Here is a 24,669-nt window from a genome sequence, read left to right as displayed (position 1 = left end):
ACGCGTCGCCCGCTACGACACGGTCTCCGGCTCCGTCGACCGGCGCACGAAGAACGCTCCGACGACCAGCAGCACCGAGATGACCGCACCCGTCTGGAACGCGGCGCGCACGCCCGCCTCGACCCCTTGCGCCGCCGAGCCGCCGTCGCCGGCGACGTGCGCTCCCACCGTTGAGAGCACGGTGATGAAGAGGGCTGTTCCGATCGCTCCGGAGAGCTGCTGGTTCGTGCCGATCACGGCCGAACCGTGCGAGTACAACGCCGGGGGCAGCGAACCGAGCCCGGCGGTGAACAACGGCGTGAACGTGAGCGACAATCCGAGCGAGAGCCCGACATGCAAGAGAACCAGCACGGCCACCGGGGTCGTGTGGTCGACCGTGGTCAGCATCCAGAGCATGGCGCTGACCAGCACCGTGCCGGGGATGATGAGCGGCGTCGGCCCGCGCTTGTCGTAGATGCGGCCGACGATCGGCCCCATGAGTCCCATCAGCAAGCTGCCGGGCAGGAGCACCAGCCCGGTCGCGAGCGGCTCCAGCCGGAGGACGGTCTGCATGTACAGCGGCAACAGGATGAGCGTGCCGAACATGGAGGCCATCGCGACAGCCATCATGAGGGTCGTCACCGTGAAGTTGCGGGTGCGGAACACCCGCAGATCGAGCAGGGCACGGTCGGCGCGCTGGAGGACGAGTTGCCGCCAGACGAACCCGACGAGGGCGACCGCGCCGGCCGAGAGCGGCACCCAGACCGGCAGACCCTGGTGTCCCTGTGCCGCCTCGGCGATGCTGCTGAAACCGTAGATCAGCCCCGAGAACGCGATCGCAGACAGCACGACGGAGAGGGCGTCGATCGGCACCTTCTTCGGCTCCGTCACATTGGGGATGCGCGCGGCGCCGAGCAGCAGCGCCCCCAGCGCGATGGGCAGCACCAGCAGGAACATCCAGCGCCAGCCCGCGAAGGTGAGGATCGCGCCTGCGACGGTCGGCCCGATCGCCGGCGCGACGGACATGACGATCGAGATGTTGCCCATCGTCTTACCGCGCGACGACGCGGGGACGAGGGTCATGACGGTCGTCATCAGCAACGGCATCATGATCGCGGTGCCGCTCGCTTGCACGACGCGGCCCGTGACCAGCATGCCGAAGCCCGGCGCGGCGGCCGAGATCGCGGTGCCCAGGCTGAACAGGCCCATCGCCGTGATGAAGACGGTGCGCGTGTTCAGCCGCTGCAGTAGAAAACCGGTGATCGGGATGACGACCGCCATCGTGAGCATGAACGCCGTGGTGAGCCACTGGCCGACGCTCGGCGCGATGCCGAGGTCTTTCATGAGCTCGGGGAGCGCGACGTTCATGATGGTCTCGTTGAGGATCACCACGAAGGCGGAGACCAGCAGAAGTGAGATCACCAGCCGGTTGCGGGCCGAGTGATCGGTGAGTGTTGTGGACGACGTGTTGACCGTGGATCCGGTATCTGACAAGCGCTCTCCTAGCGTCACTGTGTCGGTGAATAGAGCCCCGAACTTGGTTCGTTCGAGACAACGTCGGCAATTCTGCACCGCCAGGGGGGTCTTGCCACAAGGCCCCCCACCTGCTATATCTTTAACATGGCGGGAAAGTCCCACGTGCAGCACCCGCCAGCACCGCAGCTCTGACCCCGTCGTACACGAGGCCAAAAAACTCCCCCGAAGTCAACGTTGTTCTTGCCGCATCCGACCTGCATAGTTGAGGCCGGACCGGGAGGGGATGCCGTTGATCGATGGTGCACGCAGGGCAGAACAGATCGCAGAGGAACAGCGATCTCTGGACGAGATGTACGCGCGTCTCGAGGCCGACCTGAGCGACGCGGTCTCCGCTCACGCTCGGGCGATGGCCGCGCCGGTCGACGGGCCGGGGGATCTCACGGCCAGGGACCTCGAAGTCGCGCGGCTGACCGACACGGTGCGCAGGCTCCGTTCCGCCGACCGGTCACTGTGCTTCGGGCGGATCGACGGCGTGAAGCCGGGGCAATCGCTGCACATCGGCCGCCTGGGGCTGCGCACCGACGCGGGTGAGATCTTGCTTGTGGATTGGCGGGCGGAGGCTGCACGGCCGTTCTACTCGGCGACCATGGCGGCACCGTCGGGGGTGCGCCGCCGTCGCCACCTGAGCGTCGACCGTCGCACGATCGTCGATATCAGCGACGAGCTGCTGGGCGGGGCCACGCCCACCGCCGACGACGTGGTCGGCGACGACCGGCTTCTGTCTGCCCTGACGGGTGCGCGCACGGGTCGCATGCGAGAGGCGGCCGCGACGCTGCAGAGGGAGCAGGACGAGATCGTCAGGTCGGAGCATCGCGGAATCATGGTGGTGGATGGCGGCCCGGGCACGGGCAAGACGATCGTCGCGCTGCACCGGGCGGCGTATGTGCTCTACGCGCTCTCCGCCATCGCCGACCGGGGCGTCTTGGTGTTCGGTCCGAACCGACGGTTTCTCGCCTACATCTCGGAGGTGCTGCCCTCGCTCGGAGAGAACGACGTGCAGCTGGCGACGCTCCCCGAGCTGATCGGCCAGGATGCGACGAAGCCGGATTCGGATCGGGTGGCGCGCCTGAAGGGGCGGGCGCAGTTCGCCGAGGCTCTCGTGCGCTGGGTTCGGGCTCGGGAGCCGCACGGGGTCCCGCTCGACGTGCCGACGGGTCACGGAACGGTGGTTCTCGATTCCGGGCGGGTCGACGCTGCGCGGCGCAGCGCGCTGCAGGGCGACCGCGGACACAACCGCGCCCGAGAGTTCTTCCTCGAACACATCGTCGATGAGGTGGTCACCGAGCTGGAGCGGCAGACCGCGCGAGAGCTCTCGGAGTTCGAAGCCGAACTGAAAGAGGTCGCCGGCATCGACCTGGATCGCATGTTCGGGGGAGGCCCTGGAAGCGGCGCCTCGAACGATGCGGACACGTCGGCGGACGGGCTCGACATCGACTGGGACCGCATCCGTGAAGAGCTCCTCGACGATCCGGGCATCGATCGCACTGTGTCGCGCGTGTGGCCACGGCTTCGCGCCGAGGACGTCGTTCAGGGGCTTCTCGCCGATCGGGTCGCGCTCGCCGGCGCGCTTCCCGGCCTGTCGGAGGACGACCTGGCGCGCATCGTGGAACTCGAGCCGACAGGATGGAGCAGCGCCGATCTGGCCCTGCTGGATGAGGCACGCGCCCTTGTGGATGGAGCGCCCGAGACCGTATACGGGCACATCGTCGTCGACGAGGCCCAGCAGCTGTCAGCGATGCAGTGGCGCATGCTCATGCGCCGCTGTCCCCAACGCTCGATGACCGTCGTGGGAGACCTCGCCCAAGCGGGCCCCACCACGAGCATCCGAAGCTGGGCGGATGCGCTGGAGCCTTTCGTCGGTGATCGGTTCCTCCACCACACGCTCACGATCAACTACCGCACCACAGCGGAGATCCTGCAGTCGACGGCGCCCCTGCTGGCGCGCATCGCTCCCGAGCAGCGGGCCTCTCGCTCCATCCGTCACGGTGAACCCCCTGTGAATGTCCCGGTCGACGGAGACGGCATCGCCGCGGCGGTCGGCGAGCTGATCGCCCAGGCCAGGCAGGCGCATCCCGGTGACCTGATCGGTGTGATCGCTGCGGCGCACAGCATCGCCGAGCTGGAAGCCGAGCTCGACGCGACGGAAGCAGCGATCATCGCCGCGCCTGACGCTCGTGGCCTGGAATTCGACACCGTCATCATCGTCGACCCCGAGGGCATCGAGTCGGCCGGCGAGGCCGGTCTCCAGGACCTCTACGTGGCGCGCACCCGGGCGACCAAACGGCTCTTCACCCTCACCCGGGCGGCGAGCAGGGGCGCGGCAGAATCAGAGCCGAGCGAGCGTGGGCGCGGAGGTGACCGGGGTGATCGAGGTGACGGAGGCGATACGGCGCACGGCCTCGACGATGGTCGCCGGGTCGCAGGCGATGTTCATGCGGGCGAATCCGTGTCCGCCCTGGCCGAACGTGGGGCCTGAGTTGAGGGCGATGCGACCCCGGGCGAGCAGTTCGGCCGCGGGGTCGTCGCCGAGGCCGAGGGCTCGGAGGTCGAGCCAGACGAGGTAGCCGGCGTCGGGCTCGATCACGGTCACCCCGGGGACGTGGGCGCTCAGCTCGCTCTGCAGCAGCCGGAGGTTCGCGGTGATGCGCTCGACGGTCTGCTGCAGCCACGGCTGGGAGGAGTACGCGGCGACGTTGGCGTGGAGTCCGATGATGCTCGTGCGGGCGGCGAGCTCTTCGGGAAAGCGGGTGAGCAGTGCGGCGCTGTCTGCGTCGTTCGCGACGGCGACGGCGCACTTGAGGGCGGCGAGGTTCCATCCTTTGCTCGCGGAGGTCACGGTCACCGACCTGGCCCCCGCGCCGGTACACGCCACGGCGAACGGCGTGAAGGGCGACCCCGGATGCGCGAGCGGCGCGTGCACCTCGTCGCTCACGACCAGCACGTCGTACTGTGCGGCCAGGCGGGCCAGCTCGGCCAGGCTCTCGCGGCTGTGGGAGCGGCCCGTCGGATTGTGCGGGTTGCACAGCAGGACGGCGTCGACGCCCGAGGCGAACGCCCGCTCGATGCCCCGGAGGTCGAGCGACCAGCCGGCGTCGGCGAGCAGCGGAACGTCGACGGCTTCGGCGTGCGCCTCCCCGACCATCTCGTAGAACGGGGCGTAGACCGGAGGGGTCAGCACGACGCGCCCGCCGAGAGCGGGGAGCGCGAGCCGGAGGGTCTCCAGAACGCCGACCGTGACATCCGTCGCCAGGTGCACGCGGGACTCGTCGACCGACCAGCCCCAGGCCTCGGAGGCGAAATCGGCGAAAGCGGTGGCGAGCGGGCCGGGCGCGTCGAGATAGCCGGTGTCGGACCGAAGGAGGTGGTCGATCGCTGTCTGAGCGACGGCGGGCGCGATCTCGAAATCCATCTCGGCCACCGACATCGGGAGCACGTCCGCGGGGAAGCGGTGCCACTTGATGCTGGTCCTGCGGGCGCGCAGGTCGGCGAGGGGTCGCGCGGTGATGCCACTCATGGCACAAGTGTCCGGCCGAGCGCCCGCGACCGCCACCCGCCCTGTCGAAAACTGAAACAAACGCCGGCGCGGCGACGGCTCACGGGGTGCGCTCTCCGGCTTCGATCGCGACGGGCAAGCGGTTCTCGGCCGGTGGCAGCGGACAGGTGGCGAACTCCGTGTATGCGCAGGGCAGGTTGACCGCCCGGTTGAAGTCGATGACGACCCGGCCGTCGGCATCCGGAGCGTCGATCGCGAGCGAGCGGTTGGCGGCGTATGTGGTGACGCCGCTGGTCGCATCGGTGAAGAGGGCGAACAGGCTGCCCGGCGTCTGTCCGTTGAACACGGTGAGCCGCAGAGGTTCGCCGTCGAGCTCGAAGGCGACCGCCCCCGGCGCCTCGTACACGTGCTGAAGCCCTTCGACCGCGGCGTCGACGGTCACTTCGCGCGGTTCGGCGAACGGCACGTACCTCCCGGTCACGGCCCAGCGAGCGTCCGGTGCGTAGGTGAGTGTTCCGCGGTAGGCGGTGCGCAGGGGGTGCTCCGGGTGTCGCGGGCGGATGATGTCGTGGCCTCCCCGCTTCGCGACCTCGACCACGGCGTCGCCGAAGGATGCGGTGCGACCGCCGCGCTCGGCGATCGGCCCGAACCCGACACGGCCGGTGACGGTGGCGCCGTCGACGGTGAGGGTCTCGCCGTCGGCCAAGTCGACCACCGGGCCGGCGTCGCCGGTGGACCAGGCGCCCGGAACGTCGTCGAACCGCTCGGGGATGGCCGTCAGCCAGTGCAGTCCGGTGACGGCGAGGAAGCCGTGCTCGCTCGCGCGGGCCGATTCGTGGCGTTCGTGCCAGGAGGCCCATTCGGTCTCGAAGGCGCCGGGCGAGGTCTGCGGGTCTGCCGCTGCGATTGTCATGCCCGGGACCGTAGCCCCCGCGGTCGCGGTCGGGTATAGGGCGCACGACACGCGACGTAACGCTGACACAGTGCGTAACTCTCGGTTGCCCGATCTGTGCGCGGCGGTCAGGCCACCGGCGCCAGGTCGACCTCGTCGGCGACGACCTCGACGGCCGCGGTCAGGCTCGGAAACCGGCTGCCGAACACGAGGCCGGATGGGCTCGTCGCCGTCCACACACCCTCCGACTTGGTCACCCGGCCGACGAGGTAGCGGCGATGTCCGTCGAGCACCTGCCGCTGCGCGATCGCCAGCGAGAGCGGAAACGCGTAGACATCGCCCTCCGGACCGACGACGAGCTCCCAACGCGCTCGGCCCGGGCTGAACTTGCTTGTGTAGATGCGCGACATAGCCAACTGTTCTACCGACCGGCGCGGCCGGCCTGCCAGCAAGATGACGGCCTGTGTCACGTCACGTCACGCGGCGCCATGAAGCTTGGCGTGTCGCGGATTCTCGTGCAGACGGATCGCGGTCGGCGCTGTGGGCGGTCAGGGGCGCGACGCGCGCTGGTAGGCGAATGCCGCGCGGAAGATGGCGCGACCGCGGGTGGCGGTCGCCTCGCGTTCCGCCGGCGGTGATTTCGACAGGGCGATGGTGAGCATCGTGATCGCGAGCACGACGTCGTCCGTCTCGACCGCCTGGTCGATCCTGGACGCGGCCTTGTCCCGTTCGAGGATGGCATCGACGACTGCGCTCAGGCGCGTGCTGAGGTGCTCGGCACGGTGGTCGTCGCGGTTCGACACGAGCATGTCGATCAGCGCCGGGGAGCCGATGGCTTGAGTCGTGATCAGGTCGAAGAGATCGCTGAGGGTCGAATCGTCGCGGTCCAGGATGGCCTCGAGCTCGGCGATGTTGTCGTCGAAGACGGCGACGGCGAGCGAGATCCTGTCCGGGAAATGGCGGTAGAGGCTGCCCTGACCGACTCCGGCGCGGCGTGCGACCGCGCTGAGCGGCGCTTGGAAGCCCGATTCTGAGAAGACCTCGCGCGCGGCGGCGATCAGCGCGCGCCGGTTCGCCGGGCCCGCGCTGGGCCCGAGGTTCGCTTTCGTCGGGGATGGCACTGGTGTAGCGTACAACCGGACAGTGTTGTCCGGTAGGTCGTACAATCCGAAGGAAGCGCCATGACAGACCCCAAGCCCCTCACCGCCGACAGCACCATCGCAACCTGGCTGCAGCACCCGGAGGGCGGCCCGATCATCCGCGAGCTGCTGAGCGCCAGCGGCGCCGACGAGGCCACGCTCGCGCCGGTTCTCGGCCTTCCGCTGCAGCAGCTGGTCGCCATCAGCCAGGGCGCGATGCCCCAGTCGGTGGTCGACGACCTCGTTCTGCGGGTCAACGGAGGCGTGGCCCCGGCCGTCGACGACGACTCCACCACGTGGAAGGAGCGCATCACCCACGGCCGCTTCGAGGGGCGAACGGTGATCGTCACCGGCGCCGCGTCGGGTATCGGCCGCGCCACCGCATCCCGCATCGCGCGCGAAGGAGGACGGGTGATCGCGGTCGACATCTCGGCCGACAAGCTGAACGACCTCGCCGCCTCCGTGGCCGGCGGCTCCGTGGTGCCCGTCGTCGGCGACATCACCAAGCAGGAGGACATCGACAAAATCGTGGCGGAGGCCGGCGAGCGCATCGACGCCCTGGCGAACGTGGCCGGCGTCAACGACGACTTCTCGCCCGCGCACGAGACGTCGGATGCGGTCTGGGACAGGGTGATCGCGATCAACCTCACGGGCGGCTTCAAGCTGACCCGCGCGGTTCTGCCTGCCATGCTCGCCGCAGGCACAGGCTCGATCGTCAACATCGCCTCGGAGGCTGGGATCCGCGGCAACGCCTCGGGCAACGCATACACGGTGTCGAAGCACGGCGTGATCGGGCTGACCCGCAGCGCGGCGTTCATGTACGGGCCGCAGGGCATCCGGGTGAACGCGGTGGCTCCGGGGGGCGTAGCGACGGGCATCCCGATGCCCGCCCACGTCTCCGAAGACGGCTCGGCGCGGCTCGCCCCTTTCCAGGGCATGATCCCGACGCTGGCGACCGCCGAACAGCTCGCCGCTTCCATCACTTTTCTACTGAGCGACGACGGCGTCAACATCAACGGCGCCGTTCTGGCGTCGGATGGCGGCTGGTCGGTGCAGTAGACCGACGCCGCAGACGACGCGCGCGGCGGGATTACGCTGGTGGTCGTGGAATCCGAAGCACGCCGTGACGCCGTCGGTTCGATCGAAGATGCCATCGGGCGCTTCATCCGGTCGGTGCGAACGTCGGTGACAGAGAGCGCCCAGGCGTTCGCGCCCGACCTGCAGCCCTCCGCGTACGCGATCATGGGCGTGATCTACGCCAAGGCGCCGGTCGCGCCGGCCACGATCATCGCCGCGACGGGCATGGACAAGAGTTCGGTGAGCCGGCAGCTGCGGGCGTTGAAGGAGGCCGGCTACGTCACGGCGCAGCCCGATCCCGACGACCGCCGTGCCGACCTCTACGCGCCGACCGCCGAAGCCGGCGCGCGGTTCGAGGCCATCCGCGCCTCAAACCGTGCCCGCTTCGGGGCGACCTTCGACGAGTGGGACGAAGAGGAGGTCGTGACCTTCGCCGCGCTCCTCGACAAGTTCACCGGCCGGAGGCGGGAGTCATGAGCAGCCCGACCGGCCTTCGCGAGCGCAAGAAGCTCGAAACCAGAGCGGCGATCCACGAGGCGGCGCTGCGACTCGTCGCCGAGAACGGTGTCACGCAGACCTCGGTGGACGCGATCTGCTCGGAAGCCGTGGTCTCCAGCCGCACGTTCTTCAACTATTTCCCGTCGAAGTTCTCGGCCATCCTCGGCACCCACACGGTCGAGATCTCGGCCGACCTACGGGACGCCTTCCTCGCGACCGCCGGCGAGACGAACCTGGTGCGCGACCTGTGCCACCTGGTCACGGATGTGACGGCCTCGATCACGCGCGGCGACGACGAGCGCCGCGCCATCCGCGAACTGCTCGCCCTCCGCCCCGAGCTCGTGCCCGAGTTCACCGTCCTGATCACCGATCTGCGCCGCCAGCTGGTCGAGCTGTGCCGGCAACGCACCAGTCCGGAACGCGCGCGCCTGGCCACCTCGCTCGTGCTGTCGGCGATGACCTGCGCGTTGGACGCGCCCCTCGACCCGCGCATCGACGAGGACGACGACTGGCTCTTCGCCGCAGTGATGGTCATGCACGACCTCGCCGGTCGGTAGCGGCCGCCTCGAGGTGCCAGTATGCGCAACTTTTCGGGCCGAAAAGTTGCAACGACTGGCAACTCGGCGGCTAGCGGGGGTGGGCCTGCAGGTGCTGAAGGGCTTCGTCGAAGGTCGAGAACCGGAGGCGCATGCCGGGGCGGCCGATTTCGGTCACCTCGTAGGTGTTCCGCACCTGCTGGACGAAGCCGAGCAGAGCGAGGGCGTCGTGCTCGGAGGCCTGCGCGTCGCTCACCCGCCATTCGGTCGCCGAGATCTCGACGATCTCGAGCCCGAATCGGGTGTAGCGGTGGGCCGTGGTGTTGCTCATGTTCACCATGGAACCCCGCCGCCGGGTGCGAGGCCAGGGGATTGACATCGGCGGCCCCGGCTTGACGGGGAGGCCGCGCGGGGTACCGTCTGCCTGGATGACTGCTGCGCGCACCCGAGACGGCTCCCCTCCGCTGCGCGACTACGCGGCGATCGGAGACGGGCGCACCGTCGCCCTCATCGGCCGCGACGGGAGCGTCGACTGGCTGCCCGTCCCCGACCTCGACGCCGTTCCCGTGTTCGCCCACCTGATCGACGCCGAGGCCGGCGGCCGAATCGAACTCGCACCGCGGGATCCGTTCGAGACCAAACGACGATACGTGCGCGGCACGAACGTGCTCGAGACGACCTTCACCACGGCATCCGGCTCCGTGAAGGTGACGGATGCGCTGGTCACCGGCATCGCCGGACGGCTGCCGTGGGCCGAGCTGGCCCGGCGGATCGAAGGAGTCGACGGCGCGGTGCGGATGCGCTGGGCCGTGCGACCGGGAACGGCGCTCGGCACCGCATCCCCCTGGATCCAGCACGTGGGCGGGGATGCGGTCATCCGCGACGGATCGGTGACGATCGGCGTCACGGGCCTCGACCACCACCCCAGTCGCACGCGCTCCCGCCAGGCGGACGACGACACGCTGCGAGGCGGCTTCTCGACCGGCCCCGGTTCCCGGCACACGCTCGTCGTGGTGGCGACGGAGGGGGAGCCGTTGCACCTGCCGCGAGCCGAGAAGGTCGAGCAGGGCATCGACCGCACCATCGCGAACTGGCGCTCGTGGTCGCGGGAGTTCTCCTACGACGGTCCGTGGGCGCCCGCCGTGCAGCGCAGCGCGCTGGCCCTCAAGCTGCTGACATACGCTCCGAGCGGCGCCATCGCCGCGGCGGCGACGACCTCGCTGCCGGAGGCCGAGGGTGGCGGCAAGAACTGGGACTACCGGTTCGCCTGGGTGCGGGATGCGGCGTACTCTGTGCGCGCGCTGGTGCGCTTCGGGCTTCGCGAGGAGACGCACGCCGCCTTCTCCTGGCTGCTGCGCACTATCAAGGCGAACGGCCCGGGCCTCCGCGTCTTCTACGGCCTCGACGGTTCGGTGCCGACCGGCACGACCGAGTACGCGGTTCCGGGCTGGAACGGCATCGGCCCCGTCGTCTGCGGCAACCCCGCGCAGGATCAGCTGCAGCTGGGTGTCTTCGGCGATCTGCTCTCGCTCGCCCGAACCTACGTCGACGAGGGAAACGTGCTCGACGTCGAGACGGGGCGCATGCTCTCGCTCGTGGCCGACAGCGCCTGCGACCTGTGGCGCAACCCCGACGCGGGGATGTGGGAGCTCAGTGAGCCGCGCCATCACACCTCGTCGAAGATGGGGTGCTGGCAGGCGCTCGACTCGGCCGTCCATCTCGCCGAGGCCGGCCAGATCGCCGGCAGCGTCGACCGCTGGCGCTCGGAGCGCGAACGGGTTAGGGAGTGGATCGAGGAGCACTGCTGGAACGAGGAGCTCGGCGCCTACGTCATGCGCCCGGGATCGAGCGACCTCGACACCTCCGTGCTCCTGCACGCTCCGAGCGGGTTCGATCGCGGCCGGCGGATGGCCTCCACCATCGACGCGCTCGTGGCGGGGCTCGGGCGTGGCCCGCTGCTCTACCGGTATTCGGGGATGGAAGCGGTCGAGCATCCGTTCGTCGCCTGCTCGTTCTGGCTGGCATCGGCGCTCGCGTGCGTCGGGCGCACGGAGGAGGCGACGCGACTGATGGACGAGCTCGTCGCCCTGGGAAACGACGTGGGTCTCTACGCCGAGATGATCGCGGAAGACGGTGAGACGTTCTGGGGCAACCTGCCCCAGGCGCTCACGCATCTCGCGCTCATCAACTCGGCGATCACCATCGAGCAGCTCACGCGCTGAGAGGATTCACGGCCGCACCCTCTTGGCCGCCGGGCGGTTCCCGGCGTACGGTTCGTTCGTGCCCGAGTATCCCGACGTGAACCCCGGCGATGGCCGTGAAGAGACCGCGAACGAGCGCAGCGATCGCAACTGGAGCGAGCTGCTGCAGGAGTTCCGGGTGTTGCAGACCGGAACCCAGATCTTGGCGGGCTTCTTGCTGACCCTGCCGTTTCAGCAGCGGTTCGAGGAGCTCAGCCCGGTGGATCTCACCGTGTACCTGGTGCTGGTCGTGCTCGCCGCGGTTCTCACGCTGCTGGCCCTGTCGTCGGTGAGCCTGCACCGCCTGCTGTTCCGCCAGGGGGCGAAAGAGCAGCTGGTGCGAACGGCCAACGTCATCCTGATCGTCTGTCTCGCGCTGAGTTCGCTGCTCTTCACCGGCATCGTGACCTTCATCTTCGACTTCCTGCTTCCGGCGCCCGCGGGCATCATCGCCGGTTCGGTGGTCTTCGTGCTGGCGCTCGCGCTGTGGATCGTGCTGCCGCTCGCTGTGCGACCGCGGCGGCGCGCTCAGTCCTGAGCCTGGGCGAGCAGGGCGTCCCACTCGGCGAGAAACCGGCCGAGTCCGAACTTCTCCAGTGCCCACTCGCGCGCCATCGCGCCCTGCTCGCGAGCCCGGCCGGGGTCGTCGACGAGCTGCAGGAGAGCCGTGTGCAGGTCGCGTACGTCGGTCGAGATCGTGCCGGTGCCGGGCACGACGGCACGGCGGGCATCCGTCGAGTCCAGCGCGATGGCCGGCAGCCCGGCCGTCATCGCCTCGAGCAGAGAGAGCCCGAGGGAGGTCCAGCGGTTCGGATGAACATACGCACGGCGCCGCCCGATCTCGGCGAGCAGCCGGGGAACGGCCAGATCACCGGCGGCCACCACCCGGTCGTCCGGCACACCGAGCCGCTCGGCGAGCCCCTCCGCCTTCATGCCGAACACGTCGATGGGCGCGACCCGGGAGAAGCCGCCGAGCAGGTCGCTCCCGGTCGAGCGCCAGCGGCGCACCGGCTCGTTGATCACGGCGGCGCCGCGGGCGAGCTCGCCCGTGAAGAAGGAGCCGTGATCGACGACCCCGTGCTCGATGACGTGCGTCGGTGCGATGCCGGTGTCCCAGAAGAGCGCGTTGAAGTGGGTCACGTGCGCGATCGGGATGTCGGTCTGGTCGGCCAGCGGATGCCGTGAGTTCGGCACGTCCGTCTGCGGCGTGTTGTGCTCAACGAAGACGGCGGGCACGTCGATGCCCGGCCGCCTGCCGAGCAGGCGCTCGGTGAGCGCCAGCTCCTCCAGGCGCTGCAGCACCACCACATCCACCGATCGCTGCGACAGCTCCCTCGCGGGCACGTCGACCGCGTTCGGCCACTCGCGCCCGCCCCTGCCGCCGTTCCCCTCGTCGTCGACGGGCAACAGGTAGGCGTGGGGGCCGCGAGCGAACGAGTCGAGCCAGCCGCCGTGCACCTGCCAGACCAGGATGTCGAGTCTGCTTGTCACAGCGGCGACGATAGGCGGATGCGTGGCGCGCGGCGAGGGGTCGACAAGCCTCGACTGCCGGGTTACTGCAGCTTCGCGGGCCGCTGTGAACCCCATTGCCTGACTTCTCTGCGACGCGTAGCGTCCGTGCCATGATCGACCAGCAACCCGCGACCGACTCGGCCCAGCCGGAGGACGCGACCGCGACGGACGCCGCACCGGTGCCCGAGCACGGAGCTGTGCAGCACCTCGAATCGCGCATCCGCTACGACTCGGTCTGCCCCACGCATCGCCCGGGCGACGCCTGACCTGCGACGCCTGACCGGCGCCCGGCTCAGCCGCGCCGGTTGGGGCCGGCCACCGCCCGGTCGCGAGCTTCGGCCACGGCCGCTTGCAGTGAGGCGATGTCGTAGGCGCCGTAGTGCCGCATCCCGTTGATGAAGAATGTCGGCGTGCCCGACGCACCGCTGAGGTCGGCCGAGGCCAGATCTTCGCTGACCCGTTCGGTGTAGACGTCGGCGGTGACCTCGCTGCGCAGCCTGCGCCCGTCGATGCCCAGCTCGTCCGCATACCCGGCGAGCTCAGTGAGGCTGAGATTGTTCTGCCGGCTGAGCATCAGGTCGTGCAGCTCCCAGAACGCACCCTGTGCGGCAGCGGACTCCGACGCCTCCGCCGCCTGCTGGGCGTGCGGGTGCACCTCGGTGATCGGGAGGTGCCGCCAGACGAAGCGCAGGTCGACGTCTGTGATCAGCTCGCGCACCGCAGGCTCCGCCCGACCGCAGTACGGACACTGGAAGTCGCCGTACTCCACGACGGTCACCGAGGCGTTGCTCGGGCCGCGCACGTGGTCACGGGCAGGGTCGACAGGAACGGCGAGATCGAGCAGTTCATCGGGCTCGCCGAGGATGGCGCGGGCGCGCAGCGCGGGCGGGAGCAGCGCGGTCACCTGGAAGACCAGCCATGTGACGATCGAGGCGGCGATGGCGGCGGCGAGGATGCCCACCTTCGCCTGGTCGAGTTCTTCGCCGGTGAAGGCGAGCCCGGCGATCAGCACAGCCACCGTGAAGCCCACCCCGGCGATCGTTCCGCTGCCGGTGACGGCCGCCCAGCCGACGGGCGGGCGGATGCGGCCCCGGGTGACGACCGTGATCAGCCACGACGTTCCGAGCACGGCGACGGGCTTTCCGATGACGTAGCCGAAGAGGATGCCGAGCGTGATCGGGGCGGCGAACGCGGTTGCGAGAAACGCGCCGTCGATGTGGATGCCCGCGTTGGCGAGAGCGAACAGCGGAACGATCACGAAGCTCGCCCAGGGGTGGTAGATGTCTTGCAGACGCTCGTTGGGCGACGTGGCGCCGATCACGGCGGACCCGACGACGCGCGCCATCCTCGCGGTGGGCTGCTCGCGGAACTGCCGGAACAGCCCGCTTGTCCGCTCCAGCGTGTCGCGCCCGGGCGAGAACGCCGGCGCTGCGAGTCCGATCGCGAGACCCGCGACGACGGGGTCGACGCCGCTGTAGAAGAGAGCGCCCCAGCACACGACGCCGGCGACGACGTAGAAGACCGACGGCAGACGCGTCCAGCGCTGCATGATCGGGATGAGCGCGAAGGCGATCACGGCGATCACGAGCGGGAGGAACTGGATGTTCGTGCTGTAGACCACCGCGATCACGAGCAGGGCGACCAGGTCGTCGACGATGAACACCGTCAGGAGGAAGCCGCGCACCCGCTCCGGCAGGTTCCGCCCGACGAGTGTCAGCAGCCCGAGCGCCAGGGCGGTGTCCGTCGACATCGCGACGCCCCAGCCGCGAGCGCCGGGCCCGCCGGCGTTCACGATGAGGAAGATGGCAACCGGTATCGCCATGCCCACGAGACCCGCGAAGAAGGGGATGACGAACTGCTTGCGATCGCGGAGGTTGCCGAGGTCGAGCTCGCGCCGAGCTTCGAGGCCCACCACGAGGAAGAAGAACGTCATCAGGCCGCTGCTGACCCACTCGCGCAGGGTCATCGACAGGGCCAAGCCGTTCAGGTCGAACGAAAGGGGAGCCTCCCACACGCTGTCGTACGAGGTTCCACCGACGTTCGCCCAGACCAGCGCCGCGACGATCGCGGCCACGAGCACGCCGGAGCTGGCCGATTCGGTGCGCAGGAAGCCGGCAACCTGACCGGCGAAACTGCCCGCCCAGGCGGTCGCGCCCGAGCGGGAGCGATCCGTGCGCGAACCAGGGCCGGATCGGTCGGGAGGGGTGGTCATCGGGTCAGCCTCACCCTGGCACCTTAGCGGCTGTCAACCCCCCTGTCTGCCGCGCCCCGAATTGCATGTATTCGCAGCCGGGTGTCGTACTCTTCTTGAGGCGGCAGATGGGCCGCCCACGACCACGAATGGGGACAATTGACAACTGGGAGCGCCGCAACCCACAACGTCTCGCTCGAGCCCGCCACCGAACCGGATGGCGAATTCGGACCAGCTGACGGAGCGAGCGCGGTACCCAGGTCGTGGCCCAACACCCATCGGCGACCCGACGTGGTCGTGCGCAAGGGTGTCGCCCGTCTCGTCAACACCACCCTCACGCCCAATCAGGCGCTGCTCGAAGACCTGCTTTTCGTCGGCGATGTGCTGAGCGCCGCCGGCATCGAGTTCCTCCTCGTTCGCGGCAATGACGAACGCCCGGTGCTCGCCGTCGACCAGAGCCTCAAGGCCAAGCTCACGGATGCGCTGGCGAACGCCTGCGAAGACGAACCCATGTATTCGAAGACCATCGACAGCAAGGCGCGCCCCGTTCTGGTCAACTCGGGCGAGCTCTCCCCGAAGCGCAAGGCCCGCATCTTCCGTCTCTACCGCCCGCGCATCGAGCCGGTCGGCGGCCTCAGCTATGGCGCATCCACCGGCGTCGAGCTGCAGCTCTGGCGCTTCGGCGACGAGTTCATCGACTGCCCCGTCGAGAACTCGCTGACCCGCCGGCTGCTGCCGCGCAGCGAGGACGTGCGCACCACGGTCGACCTCTACGGCCGCACCTGGAACACTCTGCGCGGGATGTTCGACCCGCACGCCTCCGACGTGCGGTTCGACATCGACATCGTCTTCTCCTGGGTCGACGGCGCCGATGTCGAGTTCCAGCGCGCGCGGGCGAAGCGGATGAAGAGCTACGTCGTCGGAGAGGGCGACGACTCCGAGGCGCGGTTCCGCCAGATCGACGAGCTCAAGTACGCGCTCCGCTCGGTGTACCTGTTCGCACCGTGGGTGCGGAAGATCTACATCGCGACGGACTCGCCGCGGCCCGCTTGGCTCGACGAGCATCCGTCGGTGCAGATCGTGCGCAGCGAGGAGTTCTTCAGCGATCCCGAAGCACTGCCGACCCACAACTCGCAGGCCGTCGAGAGCCGCCTGCACCACATCGAGGGCCTGAGCGAGCACTTCCTCTACTCGAACGACGACATGTTCTTCGGTCGTCCCGTGCAGCCGAAGATGTTCTTCTCACCGGGCGGCGTCACCAAGTTCATCGAGGCGCAGACCCGCATCGGCCTGGGGGAGAGTGACCCGGGCCGCAGCGGCTTCGAGAACGCAGCACGCGTGAACCGGCGTCTGCTCATGGAGCGATTCGACAGGCTCATCACGCGGCACCTCGAACACACGGCCGCTCCGCTGCGGCGCAGCGTGATGTTCGAGCTGGAGAACGAGTTCCCCGACGACTTCGCGCGCACCCAGCGCAGCCAGTTCCGGTCGAGCACCGACATCTCGGTCACCAACTCGCTGTACCACTACTTCGCGCTCATGACGGGCCGCGCGGTGCAGCAGGAGAACGCGAAGGTGCGCTACGTCGACACGACCTCGCGCAAAGAGCTGAACTCGCTGCCCGGGATGCTGCAGAAGCGCGAGTTCGACCTGTTCTGCCTGAACGACGGGAGCTTTCCCGAGGTGTCCGCCGAGGAGCGGGCGCAGATCGTCGTGGAATTCCTGGAGCGGTACTACCCCATCCCTGCGCCGTGGGAGAAGCAGGCCTAGACCCCGCTGAGCACGCCGATCGGCGTCGTGGGCGGCTCGGCGTCGATCGTGTCGACGCGCTCGCGGCTCGCGCTGGAGCGCGACGCGCCGAGCACGGCCGGCGGCACCATGACGTTCGACTGGCGCAGCAGCGCCGCCGACTCCGCGGCAGTGACCTGCTTGCCGACCGTGGGATAGGAGCCGATAGGCACGACCGAGTGCAGCACGGTGGAGCCGTAGACGTGAACGAGGTTGAACGCCTGCGCGCCGTCCTGCCCGCGCGTGCCGCCCACCGCGACGTTCAGATCCTGCGTGTAGCACGTCGCCGACGCGACCGAGACGGGAATGCCCGCGAACGTCGCGTTCGTCGAGTAGTGGAGGTGGCCCGCGATGATGCCGCGGACATCCGACCCTTCGAGCACCTCTGCCAGCGACCACTGGTCGCGCAACTCCACCGAGACCGCGAGGTCGAGAACGCTCGGGACGGGCGGGTGGTGCATGGCGAGGATCGTGCCGTGCGGGGCGGGGGTGGCGAGCTCCTCCGCCAGCCAGTCGAGCTGCGCGCCGGTCACCTCGCCGTGGTGCGCGCCGGGAACGGTGGAGTCGAGCGCGATCACGCGGAGGCCGTCGATGTCGTGCACCTGGTCGACGGTCGACATCGACGGCGGGAGGTCGAGGAGCTCCGTGCGGAAGGCGGCGCGATTGTCGTGGTTGCCCATGACCCAGATGACCTTCGCGCCCATCCGTTCGGCCGCCGGCTCGACGATGCCGCGCAGCTTGGCGTATGCGGCCGGGTCGCCCTTGTCGGCGAGGTCGCCGGTGAGCACGAAGGCTCCGGGGCGGGCGCCCGCACCCTCGAACTCGTCGAAGATCTGCCTCAGGTGGGCATCCGCGTCGACCGCGTCGTAGAGCAGTCTGTCGCCGGTGATGAGGTGGGTGTCGCTCAGGTGGACCAGGAAATGGCTCGGCCGGGGGTACTCCGCGATTCGCGTGGCCTGCGCCTGCGTGCTCATGACACACATCCCATCAGCCGAATCTGAACGCGAGGTGGACATGCGGCGGCGAGTTGGAACAGGCTCGTGCACGCTTTCGCAGGAATCCCGGCGCGGGGTCAGGAGGAGAAGTGTCAGGAATCGGAGAGGGGGAGGACGCCGTGGCGGAGGGCGGCGAAGAGGTTCTCCAGGCGCCGGCGGTGGTCGGCCGGCATCGTGTCGGGGGACTCTCCGGCGATGAGTCGGCCGGCGGTCTCGACCAGCACGGCGCTGTAGCCGCCGATGAAGAAGGCGGCGAGCAGGGTCGGGTCGTGCTCGAACGCGGGATCCCGATCGAGCTCGTCGACCAGGGTGCGCTGCAGCTCGGCGGCGATCTCGCGTGCCCGCGCGACGAGGGCGGGGGAGCCTGCCACCGTGCGGAAGAACGGGACGGACCTGCTGTCGACCCCGGAGAGCGGATGACGCTCGTCGAAGAGGCGGAAGGCGGTCTCGCGCAGGGCGTCGAGCACACCGACCCCCTCGGCTCGGTCGCGGATCGTCGAGCGCAGCTCCTGCACCGCGTCTTCCGCCCGGTCGAGGAACAGGTCTTCCTTGCGAGGGAAGTGGTTGAAGACGGTCACGCTCGACACCCCGGCCTCCCTCGCGACCTCGGCGACCGTGACCGCGTCGTAGCCGCGCTCGAGGAACAGCCGGTTGGCGACGTCCAAGATCTTGGCGCGCGTCTGGGGCCCGCCGCGCTCGCTGGTTCTCGCCATGCGCATCCCACTTTCCGCACAACTATATTGTGCAACTACATTTAGTCGACTAACCTAGTGCCATGACCGCCGAACAGACCACCCCCATTGTGCCGCGCTCGCACCGCTCGTTGCGGGAGGCCTGGGTCGCGCTGGCGGGTCTCTCCGCCGTGTTCCTCTTCGAGATGCTCGACAACTCGATCCTGAACGTCGCGCTTCCGACCATCGGCCGTGACCTCAACGCCTCGACCACCGCACTGCAATGGGTGACGGGATCGTATGCCGTCGTGTTCGGCGGCCTCATGCTCGTCTTCGGAGCGATCGCCGACCGGTTCGGCCGCCGCAGGATCATGCTCGTCGGGCTCGTGCTGCTGGGTGTGGCCAGCCTCGCGACCGCGTTCGTCACGTCGCCGGAGCAGCTGATCGCGGTGCGGGCGACGATGGGTGTCGCCGCGGCGATGACGACGCCGGGGTCGATGGCCCTGGCGTTCCGGCTGTTCGAGGAGGACGGCCTGCGGGTTCGCGCGATCACCGTCATCTCGACCGTCGGGCTGGTCGGGCTGGCCATCGGGCCGACGGTCGGCGGCCTCGTGCTCGCGATCGCGCCGTGGCAGGTGCTGCTGCTGGTGAACGTGCCGATCGCGCTGCTCGCGATCGTCTGCATCCGGTTCGGCGTCTCCGCCGACGACGCGGCCGAGCTGCATCGCGAGCCCACGGATGTCGCGGGCGCCGTTCTCGGCACGGTCACGATCGTCTTCGCCCTGGTGACGCCGACGCTCTTCGTCGACGACGGCCCCGGATCGTGGATTCCGTGGGCGGCGACGGCGGCCACCGTGGCGGCGGCGACGCTCTTCGTGCTCCGGGAACGGTCGGCCCGGCATCCCCTGCTCGACCTGAAACTCGTCGCGCGCCCGCTCGTCTCCAGCGGACTGGCCTTCAAGGCGGCGGCCGGGCTGGCCACCGCCGGGCTCGGCTACCTGGTGACGCTGCAGCTGCAGCTCGACTGGGGCTGGCCTCCGGCACTCGCCGCGATCGGGATGCTGCCGCAGGTGATCGTGCTCATCGCCTCCGGGCCCTTCGTGAATCCGTTCGTGCAGCGCGTCGGCCTCGAGCGGGCGGCGTGGCTCAGTGCCGCAGCCGTCGTTCTCGGCCTGGCCGTCTACGCCGTGCTGGGCGGCCTCGGCTACGCCTGGGTCGCGGTCTCCCTGGTGCTCGTCGCGGCCGGGATGCGCGTGGTCGGCGTCGTGGCCGGAGTGAACGTGCTGCGCGGGCTGCCGGAGAACCGCACGACGATCGGAGCCGCGCTCGTCGACACGGCCAGCGAGGTGGCGACAGCCGTCGGCATCGCCGTCATCGGCACGGTTCTCGCCGCGCTCTTCTCCGGCGACATCGCGTCGTCGGGCTGGAGCGCCCAGCAGACGGCCGAGTTCCGCGAGTCCGTCACCATCGCCGGCCTCGCGCTCACGGTCGCGGCCGGCGCGCTGGTCGGCTGGGGGATGCTCCGGTCCCGCCGGGCTGCTGGGGCCGGAGCTGGGGCTGCGGGCTGAGGCCGCCGGCTCGCCGGGTCAGCGTGCCCGGGCGGGCGCCGTGCTGCTCCGTGTGACGAGGCGCGTCGGCACCACGGTGGTGGAGGGCGCATCCGGGCCCGACTCGATCTCCCGGATGAGCGTCTCGAGGCTGAGGCGCCCGACCACGTCGAAGTCCTGGTGAACGGTGGTCAGCGGTGGCCAGAACGAGTCCGACTCCGCCATGTCGTCGAAGCCGACCACGCTGACGTCGCCGGGGATGTCGCGCCCGGCCTCGTGGAGCGCGCGGATGACGCCGAGCGCCATCTGGTCGTTGCTCGCGAACACGGCGGTGATGTCGTCGCGGGCCGCGATCTGCTTGCCGAACTCGTAGCCGGATGCGGTCGACCAGTCGCCGCGGAGCACCTCGGGCACCGGGCGCCCCGCCGCCTCCAGCGTGCGCCGCCAGGATTCCTCCCGGCGGGTGGCCGAGTACGAGGCGGCCGGACCGGCGACGTGCCAGACGGTCTCGTGGCCGAGCGACAGCAGGTGCTCGGTCGCGAGCCTCGCACCCTGGTTCTGGTCGGTGTCGAACAGGGGGTAGTCCGTGCGGGGCGTGGAGTCGATGACGACGACGGGCAGCCCTGGAGGCAGCTCCACATCCGCCTCCTCCACGATGTGCGCTTCGAGCAGGATGACGATCCCGTCGACCGCCTGGTCGAGGAGTCGCGTGAACGCGTCGCTCACATCCCGCTGCGTCTTGTGCTCGACCGGCACGAGCGTGATCGAGTATCCGGCTGAACCGGCGGCCGCCGCGATGGCGTCGAGGGTGCGCATGTTGCCGTAGGAGGAGAGGGTGAACATCATCACGCCGATGCTGCGGAACCGCCCGAGCCGCAGCGCGCGCGCCGCCTTGTTGGGGCGGTAGCCGAGTTGCTGCATCGAGGCGAGCACCCGCTCGCGCGTGGCCGCCTCCACATTGGTGAGGCCGTTGGCGACACGGGAGACGGTCTGGGTCGAGACGCCGGCGTGCCCGGCGACGTCGGCGAGCGACGGCCCTCGGCGGGCGCGCGAGGTGCGCGGTGTCGCCGCGTCGGTCGTCGGCTCGGTCATCGCTGGGTTCTCTCCGTCCGCGGGTGGCTCGTTCAGCGCAGCATCCCCGATTCAGCCTGGCAGATCGTTCGCCGGGCTTGCAGGATGTTGACGTCAACATGCTATGGTACCCGAGACGATGTTGACGTGAACATCGCCGGTTCGACAGCTCCCCAGTTCGACAAGGAAAGCAACTCATGACGACGACGTCTGCCGGCACCGCGGTGCGGCCAACGGCCACACGGCGGCGCACCCGCCGCGACTGGCGGGGCTGGGCCTTCGTGGCGCCCTTCATGATCGTGTTCGTGGCGATGTTCATCGTCCCGGTCGTCTACGCGATCTACCTCAGCCTCTTCCGCGAGCAGCTCGTGGGCGGCACGGTCTTCGCCGGGCTGCAGAACTACATCCAGGTGTTCACCGACCAGAAGTTCTGGGACGGCTTTCTGCGCGTCACCGTCTTCCTGGTGGTGCAGGTGCCCGTGATGCTGGCGCTCTCGCTCATCGCCGCCCTCGCCATCGACAGCGCCCGGGTGCACGGCTCGAGCTTCTTCCGCATCGCGATCTTCCTTCCCTACGCCGTTCCGGGTGTCGTCGCGGCGCTGATCTGGGGCTTCATCTACGGCGACCAGTTCGGGCTCACCGCCAGTGTGAACAGCCTGCTCGGCACGCACCTCGCGCCGTTCAGCCCCAACTGGATCCTCGGGTCGATCGGCAACATCGTCACCTGGGAGTTCATGGGCTACAACATGCTCATCTTCTACGCGGCCCTGCGCACCATTCCCGGCGAGCTCTACGAGGCGGCGGAGATCGACGGAGCCGGCGCCTTCCGCACCGTCTTCAGCATCAAGATCCCCGCGCTCCGCGGCGCGATCGTGATCGCGACGATCTTCTCGATCATCGGCAGCTTCCAGCTCTTCAACGAACCGAACCTGCTGAAGCCGCTCGCTCCGAACTCGATCTCCAGCTTCTTCACCCCGAACATGTACGCCTACAACCTGTCGTTCGCCGGCCAGCAGTTCAACTACGCGGCCACCGTGGCGATCGTGATGGGTGTGATCACCGCGGTCATCGCCTACGTCGTCCAACTCCGCGGCACCAGACAGGAGAACCGCTGATGGCAACCGTCGCCCCCGTCCCCGTGAGCGAGAGCCAGCGCACCGTGGCCCGCCAGTCGGCCCGCGGCGCGCGCCGCACCCGCTCCGGCGACCCGCGCAAGCGCAAGTCGATCGTTCTCACGATCGTCATGGCGATCTTCGTGGTGTACTCGCTGGTGCCTCTGGCCTGGCTCCTCATCAACGCGACCAAAGACCAGCCCAGCCTGTTCTCCTCGTTCGGGCTCTGGTTCGGCGACGGGTTCTCGCTCTTCAAGAACATCGGCGAGACGCTCACCTACCGCGACGGCATCTTCCTGCAGTGGTTCGGCAACACGCTTCTCTACGTGGTGGTCGGCGCCGGTGGGGCGACACTGCTCGCCACCATCGCGGGCTACGGCCTCGCGAAATACAAGTTCCCGGGCAAGCGCGCGGTGTTCGCCATCGTGCTCGGCGCGGTGGCTGTGCCCGGCACCGCGCTCGCCGTTCCGACGTTCCTGCTCTTCAGCCAGGTGGGCCTCACCAACACGCCCTGGGCCGTCATCCTGCCGTCGCTCATCAGCCCGTTCGGCCTGTACCTGATCTGGACGTACACGGTGGATGCGGTGCCGACCGAACTGCTGGAAGCCGCGCGGATGGACGGCGCGAGCGAGTTCCGCACCTTCTTCACGATCTCGCTCCGGCTGCTCACCCCGGGCATCGTCACCGTGCTGCTGTTCGCGATCGTCGCGACCTGGAACAACTACTTCCTGCCGCTCATCATGCTGAGCGACCCGCAGTGGTATCCGCTCACCGTCGGGCTCAGCCAGTGGAGCGCGCAGGCCAGCGGTGTCGCAGCGCAGCCGATCTACAACCTCGTGATCACGGGCGCGCTGCTCACCATCGTGCCGATCGTCATCGCGTTCCTCTTCCTGCAGCGCTACTGGCAGTCCGGTCTGAGCGCCGGAAGCGTCAAGCAGTGACCGTTCGTCACCCCACCCGGGCGTCCTGCCCATCCTCATCCCGAAGAAGTGAAAGGAACACCATGAACAGCACATCACGCTCCTCGAGCGTGCTGCGGAGGGTCGCGACCGCGATCGCCACCACAGCGGTGCTCGGCGCGACGCTGGTCGCCTGCTCGGCCGGAGGCAGCAGCTCCGGTGGCAGCGCGTCTGACATCGACGCGGCGCTCAAACAGGGCGGAACCATCACCTACTGGTCGTGGACCCCCTCCGCCGAGGCGCAGGTCGCAGCCTTCGAGAAGGAGTACCCGAAGGTGAACGTCAAGCTGGTGAACGCCGGCACGAACACCACCGAGTACACCAAGCTGCAGAACACGATCAAGGCGGGCTCCGGCGCTCCGGACGTCGCTCAGGTCGAGTACTACGCCATCCCGCAGTTCGCGCTCTCCGACTCCCTGGTCGACCTCAGCCAGTTCGGTCTCGACAAGCTCAAAGACGACTACACCGCCGGCCCCTGGGGTTCGGTGAACGTCGGCGGAAAGCTCGTCGGACTGCCCCAGGACTCCGGCCCCATGGCGATGTTCTACAACAAGACCGTCTTCGACAAGTACGGCATCGCCGTGCCGAAGACCTGGGACGAGTATGTCGCCGCGGCCGAGAAGCTGCACGCCGCCGACCCCAACGCGTACATCACGAGCGACTCCGGCGACTCCGGCTTCGCCACCAGCATGATGTGGCAGGCGGGCGGCCGCCCGTTCCAGGTCGACGGCACCAAGGTGAGCGTCAACCTGCAGGACGAGGGCACCAAGAAGTGGACCGCGACCTGGAACAAGCTGGTCGAGGGCAAGCTCCTCTCCACCGTCCCCGGCTGGAGCGACGAGTGGTACAAGGCGCTCGGCAACGGTTCCATCGCGACGCTGATCACCGGCGCCTGGATGCCCGGCACCCTGGAGGCCTCGGTCAAGGAGAGCTCGGGTCAGTGGCGCGTCGCGCCGACGCCGACCTACGACGGCACGGCCACCAACTCGGAGAACGGCGGCGGCGGCCAGGTGGTGCTCAAGCAGAGCAAGAACCAGGCGCTCGCGGCCGGATTCCTCAAGTGGCTGAACAACGACGAGAAGAGCATCAAGGTCTTCCTGCAGTCCGGCGGCTTCCCGTCGACCACCAAAGACCTGAACTCCTCCGAGTTCCTCGCCGACGCCCCCGAGTACTTCGGTGGACAGAAGATCAACGAGGTGCTCGTCGCGGGCGCCAAGGACGTGTCGACCGGATGGCAGTACCTGCCGTTCCAGGTCTACGCGAACAGCATCTTCGCCGACTCGGTCGGACAGTCATACGCCTCCAACAGCGACCTGAACACGGGCCTCAAGGCCTGGCAGAAGTCGCTCGTCGAGTACGGCAACCAGCAGGGCTTCACCGTCACCAGCAAGTAGCGCGACGAGACGTGCGTGGCCGGCCGGACGCTTCCGGCC

The 24,669-nt window shown here is 69.0% G+C and carries 22 protein-coding genes; 11 read left to right on the top strand and 11 right to left on the bottom strand.

The window, feature by feature from the left end:
- Positions 1 to 12 precede the first annotated feature (12 nt).
- From ACFVWR_RS10210 to ACFVWR_RS10190, 5 genes are all read right to left on the bottom strand, one after another.
- Positions 13 to 1,473 (bottom strand): MDR family MFS transporter, encoded by a 1,461-nt coding sequence (locus ACFVWR_RS10210; protein WP_387210845.1) that lies wholly within the window; start codon positions 1,471 to 1,473, stop codon positions 13 to 15.
- Positions 1,474 to 3,841: 2,368 nt separating this feature from the next.
- Positions 3,842 to 5,029, bottom strand: a complete 1,188-nt coding sequence (locus tag ACFVWR_RS10205) for a MalY/PatB family protein (RefSeq protein WP_387210842.1) — start codon at positions 5,027 to 5,029, stop codon at positions 3,842 to 3,844.
- 79 nt (positions 5,030 to 5,108) lie between these two features.
- On the bottom strand, positions 5,109 to 5,921 hold the full coding sequence (locus ACFVWR_RS10200) for a DUF1684 domain-containing protein (protein ID WP_387210839.1): 813 nt from the start codon (positions 5,919 to 5,921) through the stop codon (positions 5,109 to 5,111).
- A gap of 107 nt (positions 5,922 to 6,028) precedes the next feature.
- Entirely contained in the window at positions 6,029 to 6,310 is a 282-nt protein-coding gene (locus tag ACFVWR_RS10195; RefSeq protein ID WP_387210836.1) for a hypothetical protein, read from the bottom strand.
- 138 nt (positions 6,311 to 6,448) lie between these two features.
- Entirely contained in the window at positions 6,449 to 7,021 is a 573-nt protein-coding gene (locus ACFVWR_RS10190; protein ID WP_387210833.1) for a TetR/AcrR family transcriptional regulator, read from the bottom strand.
- 60 nt (positions 7,022 to 7,081) lie between these two features.
- Between ACFVWR_RS10190 and ACFVWR_RS10185 the strand changes: the two genes are divergently transcribed.
- Genes ACFVWR_RS10185 through ACFVWR_RS10175 form a run of 3 tightly spaced genes read left to right on the top strand, consistent with a single transcriptional unit; the run spans position 7,082 to position 9,171 of the window.
- Positions 7,082 to 8,098 carry an SDR family NAD(P)-dependent oxidoreductase gene (locus ACFVWR_RS10185; protein ID WP_387210830.1) on the top strand — a complete coding sequence of 339 codons (1,017 nt, stop codon included), beginning with the start codon at positions 7,082 to 7,084 and terminating at the stop codon, positions 8,096 to 8,098.
- A 45-nt stretch (positions 8,099 to 8,143) separates the two neighbouring features.
- Positions 8,144 to 8,593, top strand: coding sequence for a MarR family winged helix-turn-helix transcriptional regulator (locus ACFVWR_RS10180; RefSeq protein WP_387210827.1), 450 nt, complete (start codon positions 8,144 to 8,146; stop codon positions 8,591 to 8,593).
- Complete coding sequence (locus ACFVWR_RS10175) at positions 8,590 to 9,171, top strand: TetR/AcrR family transcriptional regulator (RefSeq protein ID WP_387210824.1); 582 nt, start codon at positions 8,590 to 8,592, stop codon at positions 9,169 to 9,171. Before ACFVWR_RS10180 ends, ACFVWR_RS10175 begins: the two co-directional genes overlap by 4 nt.
- Positions 9,172 to 9,241: 70 nt before the next feature.
- Here ACFVWR_RS10175 and ACFVWR_RS10170 read toward each other — a convergent pair whose 3' ends face one another.
- Positions 9,242 to 9,481: a hypothetical protein gene (locus ACFVWR_RS10170; protein ID WP_387210821.1), complete on the bottom strand. Its 240-nt coding sequence runs from the start codon at positions 9,479 to 9,481 to the stop codon at positions 9,242 to 9,244.
- Between the two features lie 97 nt (positions 9,482 to 9,578).
- Between ACFVWR_RS10170 and ACFVWR_RS10165 the strand changes: the two genes are divergently transcribed.
- Positions 9,579 to 11,372, top strand: a complete 1,794-nt coding sequence (locus ACFVWR_RS10165; RefSeq protein WP_387210818.1) for a glycoside hydrolase family 15 protein — start codon at positions 9,579 to 9,581, stop codon at positions 11,370 to 11,372.
- A 58-nt stretch (positions 11,373 to 11,430) separates the two neighbouring features.
- Positions 11,431 to 11,928 (top strand): DUF6328 family protein, encoded by a 498-nt coding sequence (locus tag ACFVWR_RS10160; protein ID WP_387210815.1) that lies wholly within the window; start codon positions 11,431 to 11,433, stop codon positions 11,926 to 11,928.
- On the opposite strand, the gene ACFVWR_RS10155 is transcribed toward ACFVWR_RS10160, so the two are convergent.
- On the bottom strand, positions 11,919 to 12,881 hold the full coding sequence (locus tag ACFVWR_RS10155; protein ID WP_387210812.1) for a glycosyltransferase: 963 nt from the start codon (positions 12,879 to 12,881) through the stop codon (positions 11,919 to 11,921). The genes ACFVWR_RS10160 and ACFVWR_RS10155 overlap by 10 nt on opposite strands.
- Positions 12,882 to 13,012: 131 nt before the next feature.
- Here ACFVWR_RS10155 and ACFVWR_RS10150 point away from each other — a divergent pair, with 131 nt between their 5' ends.
- On the top strand, positions 13,013 to 13,168 hold the full coding sequence (locus ACFVWR_RS10150) for a hypothetical protein (RefSeq protein ID WP_387210809.1): 156 nt from the start codon (positions 13,013 to 13,015) through the stop codon (positions 13,166 to 13,168).
- 26 nt (positions 13,169 to 13,194) lie between these two features.
- Here the strand turns inward: ACFVWR_RS10150 and ACFVWR_RS10145 are convergent, their stop codons facing one another.
- Complete coding sequence (locus ACFVWR_RS10145; RefSeq protein ID WP_387210806.1) at positions 13,195 to 15,114, bottom strand: Na+/H+ antiporter NhaA; 1,920 nt, start codon at positions 15,112 to 15,114, stop codon at positions 13,195 to 13,197.
- A 138-nt stretch (positions 15,115 to 15,252) separates the two neighbouring features.
- Here ACFVWR_RS10145 and ACFVWR_RS10140 point away from each other — a divergent pair, with 138 nt between their 5' ends.
- Positions 15,253 to 16,863 (top strand): stealth family protein, encoded by a 1,611-nt coding sequence (locus ACFVWR_RS10140; protein ID WP_387210803.1) that lies wholly within the window; start codon positions 15,253 to 15,255, stop codon positions 16,861 to 16,863.
- On the opposite strand, the gene ACFVWR_RS10135 is transcribed toward ACFVWR_RS10140, so the two are convergent.
- Together ACFVWR_RS10135 and ACFVWR_RS10130 are read right to left on the bottom strand one after the other, a co-directional pair.
- On the bottom strand, positions 16,860 to 17,855 hold the full coding sequence (locus tag ACFVWR_RS10135; protein WP_387210800.1) for a phosphodiesterase: 996 nt from the start codon (positions 17,853 to 17,855) through the stop codon (positions 16,860 to 16,862). The two genes, ACFVWR_RS10140 and ACFVWR_RS10135, sit on opposite strands and share 4 nt — an antisense overlap.
- A 113-nt stretch (positions 17,856 to 17,968) precedes the next feature.
- Complete coding sequence (locus ACFVWR_RS10130) at positions 17,969 to 18,589, bottom strand: TetR/AcrR family transcriptional regulator (RefSeq protein ID WP_387210797.1); 621 nt, start codon at positions 18,587 to 18,589, stop codon at positions 17,969 to 17,971.
- A gap of 62 nt (positions 18,590 to 18,651) precedes the next feature.
- Here ACFVWR_RS10130 and ACFVWR_RS10125 point away from each other — a divergent pair, with 62 nt between their 5' ends.
- The gene (locus ACFVWR_RS10125) at positions 18,652 to 20,115 is read left to right on the top strand and encodes an MFS transporter (RefSeq protein ID WP_387210794.1); all 1,464 of its coding nucleotides are present in this window, start codon (positions 18,652 to 18,654) and stop codon (positions 20,113 to 20,115) included.
- Positions 20,116 to 20,133: 18 nt separating this feature from the next.
- On the opposite strand, the gene ACFVWR_RS10120 is transcribed toward ACFVWR_RS10125, so the two are convergent.
- Positions 20,134 to 21,186, bottom strand: coding sequence for a LacI family DNA-binding transcriptional regulator (locus ACFVWR_RS10120; RefSeq protein WP_387210791.1), 1,053 nt, complete (start codon positions 21,184 to 21,186; stop codon positions 20,134 to 20,136).
- A gap of 176 nt (positions 21,187 to 21,362) precedes the next feature.
- Here ACFVWR_RS10120 and ACFVWR_RS10115 point away from each other — a divergent pair, with 176 nt between their 5' ends.
- The 3 genes from ACFVWR_RS10115 to ACFVWR_RS10105 all read left to right on the top strand — a co-directional run bounded on the left by ACFVWR_RS10115 (position 21,363) and on the right by ACFVWR_RS10105 (position 24,630).
- Entirely contained in the window at positions 21,363 to 22,280 is a 918-nt protein-coding gene (locus tag ACFVWR_RS10115) for a carbohydrate ABC transporter permease (protein WP_387210788.1), read from the top strand.
- Between the two features lie 128 nt (positions 22,281 to 22,408).
- Complete coding sequence (locus ACFVWR_RS10110; protein WP_387211049.1) at positions 22,409 to 23,218, top strand: carbohydrate ABC transporter permease; 810 nt, start codon at positions 22,409 to 22,411, stop codon at positions 23,216 to 23,218.
- Positions 23,219 to 23,280: 62 nt separating this feature from the next.
- Positions 23,281 to 24,630, top strand: a complete 1,350-nt coding sequence (locus tag ACFVWR_RS10105; protein WP_387210785.1) for an ABC transporter substrate-binding protein — start codon at positions 23,281 to 23,283, stop codon at positions 24,628 to 24,630.
- Positions 24,631 to 24,669: the final 39 nt, after the last annotated feature.

Source organism: Leifsonia sp. NPDC058292 (assembly GCF_042880955.1).
Lineage (GTDB): Bacteria > Actinomycetota > Actinomycetes > Actinomycetales > Microbacteriaceae > Leifsonia.
Note: the sequence above shows the minus strand (reverse complement) of the source record. Positions and strands in the feature narration are given on the sequence as shown.

What these genes read in the sequence shown, in the direction of transcription:
- ACFVWR_RS10205 (WP_387210842.1), bottom strand. Translation starts at nt 5,029, where the DNA reads ATGAGTGGCATCACCGCGCGACCCCTCGCCGACCTGCGCGCCCGCAGG.
- ACFVWR_RS10200 (WP_387210839.1), bottom strand. Translation starts at nt 5,921, where the DNA reads ATGACAATCGCAGCGGCAGACCCGCAGACCTCGCCCGGCGCCTTCGAG.
- ACFVWR_RS10195 (WP_387210836.1), bottom strand. Translation starts at nt 6,310, where the DNA reads ATGTCGCGCATCTACACAAGCAAGTTCAGCCCGGGCCGAGCGCGTTGG.
- ACFVWR_RS10185 (WP_387210830.1), top strand. Translation starts at nt 7,082, where the DNA reads ATGACAGACCCCAAGCCCCTCACCGCCGACAGCACCATCGCAACCTGG.
- ACFVWR_RS10175 (WP_387210824.1), top strand. Translation starts at nt 8,590, where the DNA reads ATGAGCAGCCCGACCGGCCTTCGCGAGCGCAAGAAGCTCGAAACCAGA.
- ACFVWR_RS10170 (WP_387210821.1), bottom strand. Translation starts at nt 9,481, where the DNA reads ATGAGCAACACCACGGCCCACCGCTACACCCGATTCGGGCTCGAGATC.
- ACFVWR_RS10165 (WP_387210818.1), top strand. Translation starts at nt 9,579, where the DNA reads ATGACTGCTGCGCGCACCCGAGACGGCTCCCCTCCGCTGCGCGACTAC.
- ACFVWR_RS10150 (WP_387210809.1), top strand. Translation starts at nt 13,013, where the DNA reads ATGATCGACCAGCAACCCGCGACCGACTCGGCCCAGCCGGAGGACGCG.
- ACFVWR_RS10145 (WP_387210806.1), bottom strand. Translation starts at nt 15,114, where the DNA reads ATGACCACCCCTCCCGACCGATCCGGCCCTGGTTCGCGCACGGATCGC.
- ACFVWR_RS10135 (WP_387210800.1), bottom strand. Translation starts at nt 17,855, where the DNA reads ATGAGCACGCAGGCGCAGGCCACGCGAATCGCGGAGTACCCCCGGCCG.
- ACFVWR_RS10130 (WP_387210797.1), bottom strand. Translation starts at nt 18,589, where the DNA reads ATGGCGAGAACCAGCGAGCGCGGCGGGCCCCAGACGCGCGCCAAGATC.
- ACFVWR_RS10125 (WP_387210794.1), top strand. Translation starts at nt 18,652, where the DNA reads ATGACCGCCGAACAGACCACCCCCATTGTGCCGCGCTCGCACCGCTCG.
- ACFVWR_RS10120 (WP_387210791.1), bottom strand. Translation starts at nt 21,186, where the DNA reads ATGACCGAGCCGACGACCGACGCGGCGACACCGCGCACCTCGCGCGCC.
- ACFVWR_RS10115 (WP_387210788.1), top strand. Translation starts at nt 21,363, where the DNA reads ATGACGACGACGTCTGCCGGCACCGCGGTGCGGCCAACGGCCACACGG.
- ACFVWR_RS10110 (WP_387211049.1), top strand. Translation starts at nt 22,409, where the DNA reads ATGGCGATCTTCGTGGTGTACTCGCTGGTGCCTCTGGCCTGGCTCCTC.
- ACFVWR_RS10105 (WP_387210785.1), top strand. Translation starts at nt 23,281, where the DNA reads ATGAACAGCACATCACGCTCCTCGAGCGTGCTGCGGAGGGTCGCGACC.